The organism is Streptomyces sp. NBC_01257 (genome assembly GCF_035917255.1).
In the GTDB taxonomy this organism is placed as follows: Bacteria; Actinomycetota; Actinomycetes; order Streptomycetales; family Streptomycetaceae; genus Streptomyces.
On sequence record NZ_CP108472.1, the window covers coordinates 2412849 to 2426892 of the forward strand.

Annotated in this window: 11 protein-coding genes; 4 read left to right on the plus strand and 7 right to left on the minus strand. The window is 74.3% G+C overall.

Annotation, left to right across the window (positions count from 1 at the left end; genetic code table 11):
- Position 1: 1 nt before the first annotated feature.
- From OG408_RS10145 to OG408_RS10155, 3 genes are all read right to left on the minus strand, one after another.
- The gene (locus OG408_RS10145) at positions 2–1324 is read right to left on the minus strand and encodes an SWIM zinc finger family protein (protein WP_285565381.1); all 1323 of its coding nucleotides are present in this window, start codon (positions 1322–1324) and stop codon (positions 2–4) included.
- Positions 1321–4275: a DEAD/DEAH box helicase gene (locus tag OG408_RS10150; RefSeq protein WP_326669462.1), complete on the minus strand. Its 2955-nt coding sequence runs from the start codon at positions 4273–4275 to the stop codon at positions 1321–1323. Before OG408_RS10150 ends, OG408_RS10145 begins: the two co-directional genes overlap by 4 nt.
- Before the next feature lie 200 nt (positions 4276–4475).
- Positions 4476–5489 carry a slipin family protein gene (locus OG408_RS10155; protein ID WP_326669464.1) on the minus strand — a complete coding sequence of 338 codons (1014 nt, stop codon included), beginning with the start codon at positions 5487–5489 and terminating at the stop codon, positions 4476–4478.
- 264 nt (positions 5490–5753) lie between these two features.
- On the opposite strand from OG408_RS10155, the gene OG408_RS10160 reads away from it, so the two are divergent.
- Entirely contained in the window at positions 5754–6101 is a 348-nt protein-coding gene (locus OG408_RS10160; RefSeq protein WP_285565378.1) for a hypothetical protein, read from the plus strand.
- A 44-nt stretch (positions 6102–6145) separates the two neighbouring features.
- On the opposite strand, the gene OG408_RS10165 is transcribed toward OG408_RS10160, so the two are convergent.
- The 3 genes from OG408_RS10165 to OG408_RS10175 all read right to left on the minus strand — a co-directional run bounded on the left by OG408_RS10165 (position 6146) and on the right by OG408_RS10175 (position 8682).
- Positions 6146–6667 (minus strand): DoxX family protein, encoded by a 522-nt coding sequence (locus tag OG408_RS10165; RefSeq protein WP_326669466.1) that lies wholly within the window; start codon positions 6665–6667, stop codon positions 6146–6148.
- Between the two features lie 69 nt (positions 6668–6736).
- Positions 6737–7429, minus strand: a complete 693-nt coding sequence (locus OG408_RS10170; RefSeq protein WP_266777509.1) for a class I SAM-dependent methyltransferase — start codon at positions 7427–7429, stop codon at positions 6737–6739.
- Complete coding sequence (locus OG408_RS10175) at positions 7426–8682, minus strand: PucR family transcriptional regulator (protein WP_266786070.1); 1257 nt, start codon at positions 8680–8682, stop codon at positions 7426–7428. The genes OG408_RS10170 and OG408_RS10175 overlap by 4 nt, the downstream gene beginning before the upstream one ends.
- A 185-nt stretch (positions 8683–8867) precedes the next feature.
- Here OG408_RS10175 and OG408_RS10180 point away from each other — a divergent pair, with 185 nt between their 5' ends.
- From OG408_RS10180 to OG408_RS10190, 3 genes are read left to right on the plus strand one after another with little or no spacing between them, the layout of a single operon-like run.
- Positions 8868–9767 carry an SGNH/GDSL hydrolase family protein gene (locus OG408_RS10180; RefSeq protein WP_285565376.1) on the plus strand — a complete coding sequence of 300 codons (900 nt, stop codon included), beginning with the start codon at positions 8868–8870 and terminating at the stop codon, positions 9765–9767.
- Positions 9768–9770: 3 nt separating this feature from the next.
- Complete coding sequence (locus tag OG408_RS10185) at positions 9771–11765, plus strand: hypothetical protein (protein WP_326669468.1); 1995 nt, start codon at positions 9771–9773, stop codon at positions 11763–11765.
- A 52-nt stretch (positions 11766–11817) separates the two neighbouring features.
- The gene (locus OG408_RS10190) at positions 11818–12894 is read left to right on the plus strand and encodes a tyrosine-protein phosphatase (protein ID WP_326669469.1); all 1077 of its coding nucleotides are present in this window, start codon (positions 11818–11820) and stop codon (positions 12892–12894) included.
- A 13-nt stretch (positions 12895–12907) separates the two neighbouring features.
- Here the strand turns inward: OG408_RS10190 and OG408_RS10195 are convergent, their stop codons facing one another.
- Positions 12908–14026, minus strand: a complete 1119-nt coding sequence (locus OG408_RS10195; protein ID WP_266777517.1) for an ADP-ribosylglycohydrolase family protein — start codon at positions 14024–14026, stop codon at positions 12908–12910.
- Positions 14027–14044 lie beyond the last annotated feature (18 nt).

Genomic DNA, 14044 nt, shown 5'->3' on the forward strand with positions numbered 1-14044 from the left:
GTCAGCCGCCGCTCAGCTCCAGGAGCGCGCCCACCGGGTCGGAGTCCGGTGCGGCCCTCGGCCACCACTCGTCGGCGCCGGGGTCGGATTCGTAGCCGTACCACCGCCCGTCGTGGCCGAAGCGGAGCTGGAGCGCGCCGCCGGGGTGGGTGAGGTGGTTGCGCCACGGCTGGAAGCGCGGGAAGCCGGCCGCTGCGAGGGCCGGGCGGGCCCGGTCGAAGGGTCCTGCCGGGGGGTCCCACGGTGTCTCCAGGACGGCGAGCCCCTCGGGTCCGCCCTGGCGCCAGGCGGCGACGGCGCGTGCCAGGTCGGTGGTGTTGCGGCCGGTGGCGGACGCCAGCTCGCGGTAGAGGGCGCGGGTGGTGGCGGTGAGGCCGGCCGTGGGACGGGCCGCGGCGAGCCGGACCGCGTCCTGCCAGGCGGTGAGACCGGCGATCGGGTCGGCGCCGGTGGCGAGCAGCGCGTGGGCGCGGGCGGCCGCGTCGGTGGCGAGCTGGTCGAGGGCGAGCGGGTCCCGGGCGCCGGGGAATTCCGGGTACGAGGGCGGCTGGCCCGGATGCGGCTCCGTCGGGAACGGGGCGGGCAGCGGCGGCAGGAAGCGGTCGGCGAGCGCCTCCTGCGCGGGTACGGACGGAGCGGGGGGTGCGGCGGGCCGCTCCCGCGCGGAGTGTGAGGCGTTGCGACGGCCCAGGTCCTCCACGAGCTCCCGCTCGCCGCGGCCGCGCAGCAGCAGGAGGACGAACGGGTCGGCGTCCAGGAGCCGGGCCATCTGGTAGCAGAGCGCCGCCACGTGCTTGCAGGGCCAGCCGCGGTCGGGGCAGGAGCAGCCGGGGTCGAGGTCGTCGGCCGCGGGGAGCAGGGTGACTCCGGCGGCCGCCGCCGTGTCGGCCAGGGAGTGCGGCATCTCCTTGGCGAGGAGGGCGGCGAGATGGCCGGGGCGGGCGGCGACCGCGTCGAGGAAGGTGTCCCAGTCGGGGTCGGTGAGGGTGCGCAGGCGGAGCTCGGCGCGGTAGGGGCGGGGACGGCTGCCGTGGACGTAGGCGACGACGCGTCCCGGGGTGACGGTCACCGCGGCGACGTTCCCGCTGTCCGCGTACGCGCGTCCGCGGGCGAGCCTCGGCGGGTCCATCGACAGGGACTCCAGCGCGGCGACCCAGGCCCGGCCCCACCAGCTGTCCGCGAACGGTTCGTCGTCGCCGGAGGTGCGTGCGGGCACGGCCTCGAAGGTCCGCCGCAGGTCGTCGGGGCCGGGCCGGGAGCGGGCGACGGGCCGCGCGCCGGCGGAGCCGTGAGGACCGGAGGCGGCGTGGGGGCGGGGGCTCATGACGGCCTCCGGAGCGAGACGAGGTCGGCCAGGTCGCGGTCGCTGAGCTCGGTCAGCGCGGTCTCCCCGGTGCCGAGCACGGCGTCGGCCAGGGCGCGCTTGGCCTGGAGCATCTCGCCGATCCGGTCCTCGACGGTGCCTTCGGCGATAAGCCGGTGCACCTGGACGGGCTGGGTCTGCCCGATGCGGTAGGCGCGGTCCGTGGCCTGTTCCTCGACGGCCGGGTTCCACCAGCGGTCGTAGTGGATGACATGGGCGGCCCGGGTGAGGTTCAGCCCGGTGCCCGCCGCCTTGAGGGAGAGCAGGAACACCGGCACCTCGCCGGACTGGAAGCGGTCCACCATCCGTTCCCGTTCGGGCACCGGGGTACCGCCGTGCAGGAGCTGGGAGGGGATCGCGCGCGAGGTGAGGTGCGCGGAGAGCAGCCGGGCCATCGTCACGTACTGGGTGAAGATGAGCACCGAGCCGTCCTCGGCGAGGATCGTGTCGAGGAGTTCGTCGAGCAGGGCGAGCTTCCCGGAGCGGCCGGCGAGGCGGGTCGGCTCCTCCTTCAGATACTGCGCGGGGTGGTTGCAGATCTGTTTGAGGGAGGCCAGCAGCTTCATGATCAGGCCGCGCCTGGCGATGCCCTCCGACGCCTCGATGTACGCCATGGTCTCGCGCACCGTGGCCTCGTAGAGCGTGGCCTGCTCGCGGGTGAGGAAGACGGGGTGGTCGGTCTCCGTCTTGGGCGGCAGCTCGGGGGCGATGCCGGGGTCCGACTTCTTGCGGCGCAGCAGGAAGGGGCGGACCAGCCGGGAGAGGCGCTCCACCGCTTCGTCGTTGGCGATGCCGGCGGCCGTTCCGGTGTTCTCCACGATGCGGGCGTGGCGGGCCCGGAACGCCTTGAGGGGGCCGAGGAGTCCGGGGGTGGTCCAGTCGAGCAGCGCCCAGAGCTCGGAGAGGTTGTTCTCGACGGGGGTGCCGGTCAGGGCGACCCGGGCCGGGGACGGGATGGTGCGCAGCGCCTTCGCGGTGGAGGAGTGCGGGTTCTTGACGTGCTGCGCCTCGTCGGCGACGACCAGTCCCCAGCTGTGCGCGGCCAGTTCGGCCGCGCTGGAGCGCATCGTGCCGTACGTGGTGAGGACGAAGCCGCCGTCGGGTTCGGCGAGGCTGCGGTCGGTGCCGTGGAACCGCCGCACGGGGGCGCCGGGCGCGAAGCGGTTGATCTCCCGGTGCCAGTTGCCCAGCAGGGACGCGGGGCAGATCACCAGGGTGGGCGCGGGATGCGCGCGGTGCAGATGGAGGGCGATGAGGGTGATCGTCTTGCCGAGGCCCATGTCGTCGGCGAGGCAGCCGCCGAGGCCCAGCGACGTCATCCGGTCCAGCCAGGCCAGGCCGCGCAGCTGGTAGTCGCGGAGGGTGGCGTCGAGGCCGGGCGGCGGTGCGATGAGGGTGTCGTCCTCGACGAGGCGGGCGCGCAGCGCGGCCAGCGCGCCGACCGGCACCGCCTCGACCTGCTCGCCGTCCACCTCGGCGCTGCCGGTCAGGGCGACGGCCAGGGCGTCCACCGGGTCGAGCAGGCCGAGTTCCCGCTTGCGGGCCTTGCGCACGAGCGCGGGGTCGACGACGACCCACTGGTCCCGCAGCCGCACCACGGGCCGGTGCGCCTCGGCGAGCACGTCCATCTCGGCCTCGGTCAGCCGCTGGTCGCCCAGCGACAGCTGCCAGTTGAATGAGAAGAGCTGCTCGGCGTCGAAGAACGAGGTGCCGTCGGTGGCCGAGCCGGGGGCCGGCCGGACGACCGCCGCCGCGGTGAGGGAGCGGGCGAGCTCCCGGGGCCAGTGCACGCTGACTCCGGCTGCCGCCAGCCGTGCCCCTGCCGTGCCCAGCAGTTCCTGCAACTCGTCCTCGGTGAGGGCGAGTACGTCGGGGACGGGCTGGTCCAGCAGCCGTTCCAGCGGGGGCCAGACGCGGGCGGCGCGGCGCAGGGCGAGCACGGCGTCGATCCGGGCCCGGGGGCCGAAGGGTTCGCCCGCCGTGCCGTCCCAGAGCGCGGCCGCGTCGACGACGTAGGTGGGGTCGGCGAGGCTGTGCACCTGGGTGATGGCGGCGCCTGCGTGGCGCGCGCCGGCCGGCCCCTCGCCGCCGGGGGCGTCGTCCGTCCCGGCGGAGCGTTCCGTGTCGAAGAGCTCGTATGCCGAGAGGTCCAGGCGCAGCGACACCCGGACGCCCGCGTCCAGTCCGGCCGCGACCTCGACGGCCCACTCCCGGGCGCCGGGCAGGTGGCGGCCCTCCCGGGCGGCGAAGGGCGCTCCCATGGCGAAGGCGGCCGCGGGGGTGCGGGGCAGGCTGTCGGCGACCGCGTCCAGGTAGGCGGAGATCAGCGGCTCGGGGTCGGGGACCTGGAGGGGCGTCCGGTCCGGGAAGGGGGTCGCGTACCCCTCGGCGGGCATGGCCGCGGCGACGGCACGCAGATGCGCGACGTCCTCGGCATCGCGCGGTCCGGCCCGCCAGGCGTCGTGGTCGTCGGCGGTCAGGCCGGGGAGCATCCGGCCGCGGGACACCAGATGGAGGGCGTGCAGGGTGGCGGCGCCCCAGCAGCGGGTGGCGGGGTGGGCGGACCGCAGGTGGCGGGCGCGGGCCAGCAGGGGCACGGCCTCGGCCGGCGGAACGAGCAGGGCGGGCACGGTGACGGCGGCGATGTCGTCCCCCTCGCCGTGGTGGCGCACGACCGTGATCTCGGCGGCCCGCACGCCTGTGCCGTCGGCCTCCACGGCCCCGGCGGCATCCCCCCGGTCGCCGGCGCCGGGCCCCCACACGTCGGCCGGGTCCGGCAGCGGGCGCCCTTCGGGGTCCCAGAACGCGATGCGGCCCTCGCGCGGGAGTGCGGCGGGCAGGAAGACGGCGGCACACCGCAGCAGACGGCCGACGGCCGCGTCCCGCGGTGGCGGTGCGATGCCCACGTCCATGCGCACGCCCCTCCCTTCCCGTCCGGCACCCTGCTGCCGGGCCTTCGCGTCCTCGGTCCTCCGCAGGTGGTCGTACCTGGTCAGCGCGGGAACCCTCTGACTCGCGAGTCTAGGCGGGGGCTCTGACAACGCGGACCGGCCGCCGCCGGGCCCGCAGCTCGTACGGGTCCGGCGGCGGCCGGCGGGCGGGGACGGCCGGGTCAGTGCCGGGCGAGCGGGGGCGTGGACTCCCTCGGTGCGGGCCCGGCGCCGTTGGGCGGCCGGGGCGGCTCGGGGGCGGGCCGCTCGGACCGCCGGTCGGCCGGGGGCTCCGGCTCCGGCGTCGGCGTCGGCGGTGACACGGGCGGATCCACCTCTGTCTGTGGCGGTCCCTGTGTCACCGACGGGGGCTCGGGCTGCGCTGTCTCAGCTGTCTCAGCTGTCTGAACCGCCTGAGCCGGCTGCTGCGGTGCCGGCTGCTGGGCGCGTTCCAGGAAGCGGAGCAGCTCCACCGGGAACGGCAGCACCAGCGTGGAGTTCTTCTCCGCCGCCACCGCCACCACGGTCTGCAGCAGCCTCAGCTGCAGCGCGGCGGGCTGGGCGGACATCTCCGATGCCGCCTCGGCCAGCTTCTTGGACGCCTGGAGCTCCGCGTCCGCGTTGATGACCCGGGCGCGCCGCTCACGGTCCGCCTCCGCCTGCCGGGCCATGGAGCGTTTCATCGTCTCCGGCAGCGAGACGTCCTTGATCTCGACCCGGTCGATCTGCACGCCCCAGCCGACGGCGGGGCTGTCGATCATCAGCTCCAGGCCCTGGTTGAGCTTCTCCCGGTTGGAGAGCAGGTCGTCCAGGTCGCTCTTTCCGATGATCGAACGCAGCGACGTCTGCGCCATCTGCGAGACGGCGAAGCGGTAGTCCTCCACCTCGACGACGGCGCTCGCCGCGTCGACCACCTTGAAGTAGATGACCGCGTCCACCCGCACCGTGACGTTGTCCCGCGTGATGCCGTCCTGCGCCGGCACGGGCATGGTCACGATCTGCATGTTGACCTTGCGCAGCCGCTCGACGCCGGGGAGCACCATGGTGAATCCGGGCCCGCGCACGTCGTCGCGGAGCCGGCCGAGCCGGAGCACCACGCCCCGCTCGTACTGCTTGACGACCCGGGCGGCCGCCGCCGTGTACACGGCGCCTGCCGATACCGCCGCGACCGCTGCGATCAAGAGCTCCTGGACCATGACGGCCCCCTGCCAGCCGGAAGAACCGGAACATCTGCCTCACACCACATGAAGCGCTATTACCACGTTATGCCCCATTTGGACACCGGGCGAACCTCTCCTCGCCCACCCGCCCCCACTCGTCCCCCGCCCGGCCGCCTCCCGGATGCCGGGCCTGCCGGGAGCGGGCAGGGTGACCAGCGTCAGCACGTCCCGCCGTGGCGTACGGGGAGGCGTGACGGCGTGCGTACGGATGAGCCGGACGAGACAGACGAGGACCCGCCCATGCCCGTGAACGACCACCGACGCCGCCGTCTCGGCATCGCCGCCGGGACCGCGCTCCTGACCCTCACCGTCGCAGGCTGCTCGGGCCTCGGCCGTACCGCCGTGGGTCCCGTCACCTACACGACCGAGCGGGATGCCGTGATCATGGTGAACAGCCCCTCGGTGAAGGGCTGTCACCGGCTTGCCCCCGCGGGTGCCAAGGAAGTGGCCAACGGCACCCTGATCGACATCATCCTGTACCGGACGAGGGACTGCACCGGTCCGGGTACGACGTACCTCGCGACCACGTTCTCGGACGTCAACGCACCCACGGCGCTGCCCTGGCGCAGCTTCAGCACCGTCCACTGAGCCGACGGGCGCGGGCACGCACCACACGCCCGCCCGCGCCCGCCTCACGCGCCGCGGCGGAACCGTGCGACCAGGGCCGCCGTGCCCTCCCGGCGGTCCCGTGCGATCAGGACCATCACTACGACGAGGACCGCGGGCATGACCGCGTTCGGCGGGTCGAGCAGGGTCAGCTGGACGACCGACGCCCCGGTCAGCAGCGCGCAGAAGGCGAGTGCCGCCACTCCGGCGAGGAGCGGGATCAGCAGCGCGACCGCCCCGGCCGTCTCCAGTCCGCCGATGACGTACATCGCGGCGTGGCTCCAGCCCATCCGGCCGAAGGACTCGACGGCGGACTCATGGGCGATCAGCTTGGCGATTCCGCTGAAGCCCAGGAACAGGGCGAGTGCGTACCGCGCGACGTTGAGCGCGACGGCGCCCCGTCCGCGGCCGGCCGCGGACGCGCCGGACACCGGCCCGTCCGAGGCGGGCGCAGCAGCGGCGGGAACGGCGGCGGCCGGTGCGGAAGCGGCTCTGGCGGTCTGGGACATGACGGTCTCCTCGGGGAAGCGGTGCGCGGTGTCGCTCACACCAGTACAGACCGTGCCCCGGTCCGTAACTCATCGCCCCGCCGGCCACCGATTGCCTTCACCGCGCGGCTACTTGGGCACGGCCAGTACCCAGATCCCGTCCTCGGTGAGGTAGCGCTCCACCCGCAGGCCTGCCGCGTCGAGATGGCCCTCGAACCGCTCCTTCGACATCGGCCGCGAGAGGAAGGTCTGCGTCCAGCGCGCGTCCGCGAACTCGTACTCGGCACGCACCGATTCGACCCCGTCCCCCACCGGTTCGGAGGAGAGGATCCGCGTCGTGTACCCGGCCGGATGGACGCGCTCGCGCGGCACGTCGTGGTAGTCCTCGCCCTCGCGCTGGAAGAGCACCGATCCGCCGTCCCTCACGTATCTCCGGCAGGTGCGCAGCAGCCCGTCCCGCACCCGGTCGTCGCCCGAGTGCACCAGGAACGACGCCAGCATGACCACGTCGAAGGTCTCGTCACCGAGGTCCAGCGACTCGATGGGCCCGCACACCGTGCGTGCGCCGCGCACCCGTTCCAGCATCTGCGGCGACTCGTCCACCGCCGTGACGTCGAAGCCGCGCTCGATCAGGGGGTGCGTCACGCGGCCCACGCCGCAGCCCAGTTCCAGAATGCTCGATCCGGCGGGGACGGCCGCGGCGACGATGTCCGGCTCGTCGTTCACCGCCAGTCGCGAGTACAGCTCGACCGCGCAGCCGTCGGGCGTGATCGCGCCGGGCCCCGTCCCCGCATAACCCTCACGTACCACTCGTTCGCTCATGCCCTTCCGAACGAGCCGTCGGCTCCCCCCGTTCCCCGGCCCGCTGCCGAACGGCGGGCGACCAGGGCCGCGCTGAGGTGCTGGAGGTCCGTCGGGCGGGCCGGGAAGAGGCCGGTGAGACGGCCGATGCGGCGGACGCGGTAGTCGACGGTGTTGGGGTGGACGTGCAGCGCCGCCGCGGCAGCCCTGCGGTCCAGGCCGTGGGCGAGGTAGGTCTCCAGCGTGTGCAGCAGCTCCGGTTTCGCCTCCAGCGGGAGCAGCAGGCGTGCGAGCCCGTTCAGCGCCTCGCTTGGCCTGCTCAGCTGGTACTCCAGCAGGACGTCGGCGAGCCGGTACAGACCGGCGGGCCGGCCGGAGCGCGCGACGAGATCGACGATCTCGGCGTTACGGGCCACGGCGGCCGGCACCGCCGCCGGCTGGGCGGTCTCCGCGGCGGCGGTGACCGGGACCCCGGCGGCCCGGGTGGCCTCGGCGATCAGCTCGCCGAGCCCGCCGGGCCCGCTCCACGGCGGCGGCTCCGCAACGGGCAGCAGGACGGTGCCGCCGGTCGCGTCGAGAGCGGTCAGCGCGGGCGTACCGGCGAACCGGTCCAGGGCCGTCCGGATGCGGCGGATCTTGCGGCGCGCGGCCACCCCCCGTCCGGGGCCGGGGGCCTGGCCCACCTCGTCGTCGTGCGGGGCGAGCGCGAGCGTCATCGTCAGATAGCGGGCCGCGGGGCGCAGACCCGTGCGCCGGGTGAAGCCCTCCAGGTCCTCGCCGGTCAGCAGGGCGGCCATCAGGGCGTGCCGGCCGCCGTGTTCCTGGCTGTCGAGGATCTGCCGGGCCTCCAGATACGCGCCGCTCACCGCGGAGGTCAGCTGCTGCTGGACGACCATGATGCGGTTCATGATCTCCAGGACGACGGGGAGGTCGTCGGGGCCGGCGTCCTGAGCGGTCTCCTCCCAGCACATCGCGATGCCCACCTGGTACGCGGTGAGGATGGCGTCGAGCGGCACGCCCTCCTCGGCGCGCTGGGCCGCCGAGTCGCGCTGCTGGGCGAGTTCGGCGTCGGTGGCCGCCCTGCGGTGCTCGACGACGTCGGCGAAGAGCCGCAGATTGTGCTGGACGATGTCCGCGATGTCGCCCGCGATCTCCTCATGGGGCAGCTCCGCGTAGACCGGCAGATCGCTGAGCAGCCGGGCGACGACGCGGGTCGTGAGGGCGGGGGCGCGGGCCCGCAGCTGGGCCGCCACCGGGCGGCCGCCGATGCACAGCGGCCGCTGCCCGACAGCCTTCCGGCCGGTGCGGCCGCCCCCGACGGCGGTCCGCTCTTTGTCATGCGTCACAAAAGCCCCCGCGGAAGTCTGCGTTACCCACCAGTTAAACGACGGCGTTCGAGTCTGCATGATGACCGGCGACACCCGCCATGCCCCGCCTCGCCCCCACACCGGAGGTCGCCGTGAACTCGTCGTACAGCAACGCATTCTGTCGGACCGTCAGAGCCTCCGTCGCGGCGCTCGCGCTGGCCGGTCTGGCGGTCGGGACGAGTGCCTCCGGCGCCTGGGCGGCGGACGGCGGCACCACGTCGTACGTCGCGCTCGGCGACTCCATGGCCTCCGGTCCCCTCATCCCGGACATCACCGGTCCGGTGGCCTGCGGCCGTTCCACGCACAACTACCCGCACGAGCTGGCCGCGAGCATCGGCGCCTCGCTGCACGACGTCACCTGCAGCGGGGCCGCGTCCAAGCACATGACGGAGAAGCAGTCGCTCTCCCTGCTCGACATCCCGATGGGCTCGGCGCCGCCCCAGTTCGACGCCCTGCGCGCGGACACCGATCTGGTGACCCTGACGATCGGCGGCAACGACACCGGTCTGGTCGGCATCGCGCAGGACTGCATGCAGCTCGACCCGACCGCCACCCCGTGCAAGGACAAGCTGACCGAGGGCGGCGTGGACCAGGTGGCCCAGCGCATCGCCGAGTTCGCGCCCCGGCTGGCCACCGTCCTGGACGGCATCCACCAGCGTTCGCCGCAGGCCCGGGTGATCGTCACGGGCTACGGGCTCTACATCAAGCCGGGCGGCTGCTGGCCGCTGCAGCCGGTGCTCCCGGTGGACGCCGACTTCCTCCAGGGCAGCGTCGACCGGATGAACACCGTGATCGCCCAGCAGAGCGCGGCGCACGGCGCCGAGTACATCGACCTCGCCACCCCGAGCAAGGGCCACGACTCCTGCCAGGCGCCGTCGGCCAAGTGGGTCGAGGGGTACGTACCGACGGCCGCGGCCGCCCCGCTGCACCCCAACCGGCAGGGCGAGGAGAACTACGCCCGCATCATCGGCGCACACCTCCAGGGGAGCTGACCCGTGCGGCAGCGGCTCCTCAACGGACTGCTCGCGGCGGCGCTCGGTGCGGCCGCCCTCCTCGCCCCGCCCGCCCACGCGGCTCCGGCGGGCCACCACCCGCCGGAGCGGGGCTGTGATCCGCTGGCACCCGCCGAGTGCCTGCTGCCGTTCCCCAACGACTGGTACACCCGGCCGGACCCGGGCACCGACACGGGTCGCCGGGTGGACTTCGGCCCGGCCGAGCTGCCCCGCCCCGTGACCGGGCAGCCCGTCGACCCGGCCGCCTGGAACCGGTCCGACGGCTTCTCCCCCGGCTCCGCACTGATCGCCCAGGTGCCGGGCCTGGACCTGGCGGCGACCGGTGCGGCCCCGCTCACCGGCATCGGCCGCTCCCTGGACCGGGACGCGCCGGTCGTGCTCCTGGACACCACCACCGGTGAGCGGTGGCCGTACTGGGCCGAGCCGGACTCCAACGCCACCGACCCCGCGCGCCGGGCGCTGCTCATCCACCCGGCCCGCAGCCTCCACGACGGCCACCACTACGCCGTGGCCCTGCGCCGGCTCAAGGACGCGGCGGGCCGCACGATCCCGGCGGCCGCCCCGTTCGCCGCCGTCGCGGGCCGGCGGCTGCCCTCCCACGATCCGCTGCGCGCCCGCCAGGACCGGCTGCGCCCCGCCCTCGCCGCCCTGCGCCGGGCCGGCGTCACCACCCAGGACCTCCATCTGGCCTGGGACTTCACCGTCGCGTCCACCCGCAGCCTCACCGGCGACCTGTTCACCATCCGGGACGATGCGTTCCGCCGGCTCGGCAACCGCTCGCCCGGCTTCGCCGTCACCCAGGTCACCGACTTCACCGCCGGCCAGGACGCCCGGATCGCCCGCGAGGTCACCGGAGAGATCACCGTGCCGGGCTATCTCGCCCTGCCCGGCGGCCCGCCCGGCTCCGTCCTGCACCGCGACCGCGACGGCGTACCCCGCCGGCTCCCCCTCAGCACCCAGCTCGCCACGTTCCGCTGCGAGATCCCCCGCTCCGCCTTCCGCACCCCCTCCCACCCCTCCCTCTACGGGCACGGGCTGCTGGGCTCCCGCTCCGAGGTCGGCGCGGGCAACGTCAAGGACATGGCCGCCGAGCACGGCTTCACCTTCTGCGCGACGGACTGGATCGGCATGGCCAAGGAGGACATCCCCGTCGTCCTCGGCGCGCTCGCCGACCCGAACCTCTTCCCCGCCGTGCCGGAGCGCAGCGAACAGGGCATGCTGAACGCCCTGTTCCTCGGCCGCGCCCTGATCCACCCCGAGGGGCTGGTCACCGACCCCGCGTTCCGCACCACAGACGGCCGCCCGCTCGTCGACACCCGGCACGGTCTCGCGTACGACGGGAACAGCCAGGGCGGCATCCTGGGCGGCGCGCTGGTCGCCGCCTCGCCCGACATCCGGCGCGGCGTCCTGGGCGTCACCGCCATGAACTACGGGCTGCTCCTCAACCGCAGCGCCGACTTCGCCCCCTTCCAGCAGGTCCTGGACCTGGCCTACCCGGACAAGCTGCACCAGCAGCTCGTCCTCCAGCTGTTCCAGATGGTGTGGGACCGCGGTGAGACGAACGCGTACGCGAACCACCTCACCGACCACCACCAGGTGCTGATGCACATCGCCTACGGGGACCACCAGGTGGCGAACGCGGCGGCCGAGGTGGAGGCGCGCACGATCGGCGCCCGGCTGCTGTCGCCCGCGCTCGCCGACGGCCGGAGCCCGGACACCGTCCCGTACTGGGGCATCCGGCGCATCGGCCCCGGTCAACTGCCCTACCGGGGATCGGCGATGACCGTCTGGGACAGCGGCACCCCCACACCCCCGCTCACCAACACCCCGCCCGCCGGGCCCGATTACGGCCACGACCCGCACGAGGATCCCCGCAACTCGCCCGCCGCACGTCAGCAGAAGGCCACCTTCCTGACCACCGGGCGTGTCATCAATGTCTGCGGCACCGCCCCGTGCACCGCCACACCGACCTCCTGACGCCCCCTCCCCGCCGGGCACGACCTCCCGCGGGGGACAGACAAGGAGCACCATGCGTACGCACCGCATAGCCGGAGCCGCCGTCGCGGCCGCCCTTCTCGCCGGTACGGCACTGGCCCCGTCCGCGCTCGCCGCACCGCCCGCCGCCTCGGCCACCGCACAGGCCGCGGTCCCCTTCACCTCCGCCGGCGCCGTGCGCGCGGCCGACGGCGGCCACACCCTCTCCTGGGCCTCACCGGCCGCCTCGGTGACCGTCACCGCCGTCACCGGCCCCGACGCCACGACCGGGATCGCCCTGGGCACGGCGCCCGGCACCGGTTCGCTGACCGTCCCGGCGGGAACGCTCCCGGAGGCCGGGCGCTGGTACTTCCGGCTGGTCCCGGACGGCGGCAGCCCCCTGGTCGTCGCCGACCGCTCCCTCGGGCTGGCCTCGGCGCGCAACTTCCGTGACATCGGCGGCTACCGCACGACGGACGGGCGCTGGGTGCGCTCCGGTCTGGTCTACCGCTCCAACAAGCTGAGCGGCCTCACCGACGCCGAGCAGCAGCGGCTGGCCTCCCAGCGCCTCACCCTCGACGTCGATCTGCGCAACGTCCAGGAGCGCAGGGACGACCCGGACCGGCTGCCCGCGGGTGTCGCGTACCAGGTCGCCGACGTCGTCTCGCTCAGCCACGGCATCCGGTTCCACGACTCGGCGCTGATGACACTGGCCGAGGCCATCGCGGCGGGCCTCTTCTCCGGTTCGTCCGACCTGGGCCAGTCCATCGGATACCCGTTCATGGTCAACTTCGTGGGCGCCGACTACGCCTTCCACGACCTGGTCACCGCCGTGGCCACGAACGGCTCCGGAGCCACGGTCTTCCACTGCAGCGCCGGCAAGGACCGCACGGGCTGGGGCACCGCCGTCCTGCTCACCCTGCTGGGGGTCCCCCGGGCGACCGTCGAGGCGGACTTCCTCGCCAGCAACCAGTACACCGGCGACCCGAAGGCCGTCGAACTGAGCTGGCTTCGCGCGGCGTTCGCCGAGGTCGACCACATCTACGGCGACTTCGACACGTACGTGCGCGAGGGGCTGAAGATCGACGCGGCGACCGTTCAGACGCTGCGCGCCAAGCTGCTGACCGGCTGACGCGCGCACCGGCTCAGCAGGCCGGGTAGCGGCCCTCCGGCCAGCTCACCGGGTGCGCGAACTCCAGGGACAGGTCGTCGGCCAGCTCGGCGATCACGGCCCGTCCCTCGGTGCGCACCAGCCAGGCCGGAGGGAGTCCCGTCTCGCCGTGGCGGGCACCGAGCAGATTGCCGCAGACCGCGCCGGTGGAGTCGCTGTCGCCCGAGTGGTTGACCGAGAGCAGCAGGGACTCGGCGACCTGGCCTGCCTCGGGCAGGACCAGGGCGCAGTACACGGCGATGGCCAGGGCCTCCTCGGCCACCCAGCCCGCGCCGAGCGACTCCACCTTCCCGGCGCTCGGCGCGCCCTGCGCGGCCAGGTCGACGGCGCCGCGCAGGGCGGCGGTCGTCTCCTCGTGCCCGGGGTGGCGGGCGAGCAGGTCCATGGCCCGCAGGACCGATCCCGGCAGGGAGTCGCCCGCCAGCAGATGGGCGACGATCGCCGCGAGCGCTCCGGCCGCGTAGGCACCGGTGGGGTGGCCGTGGGTGATCTGCGCGCACCGGGCGGCCAGCGCGAAGCCCCCGGCCGGGTCCTCGCCGGTCAGGCCGAAGGGGGCGGAGCGCATGACCGTGCCGCAGCCCTTGGAGTCCGTGTTCACCGGGCCCGGCACCCCGAGCGGGCCCTGCGGGTCGGGGGTGTGCGCGGAGGTGAGTCCGCTCAGGCAGGCGTTTCCGGGGGCCCGGCGCGCGTACAGCCAGGGCTGCTGCCTGAGCCATCCGGTCCGGACGAGGTCGCCCCCGTCCCGGGCCGGCGGCGCGGGATGGTTCTGGGTGTCCAGCCAGCGCAGATAGGCGTGCTTCATGACCGCCGTCTCGGCGCCGCCGATCCCCTTGGACATGGCCCGGGAGTGCGCCCTGATCAGTCCCTCGGCCGTGAAGAGCGTCATCTGGGTGTCGTCCGTGACGCGTCCGACGGCCCCGTCCTCGTCGGCGGTGAGCCCCTGGACGCCCTGCTCGCCGTGCGCGCGGCGGATGCCGGCGAGCGACAGGAACTCCACCGGGTTGCCCAGGGCGTCCCCGATCGCCCCGCCCAGCAGACACCCGCGGATCCGGGACCTGCGCACGGCCGCGTCCCCCGTTGCTGTGCCGTTCACGGCCCCGCCCCCACTCTT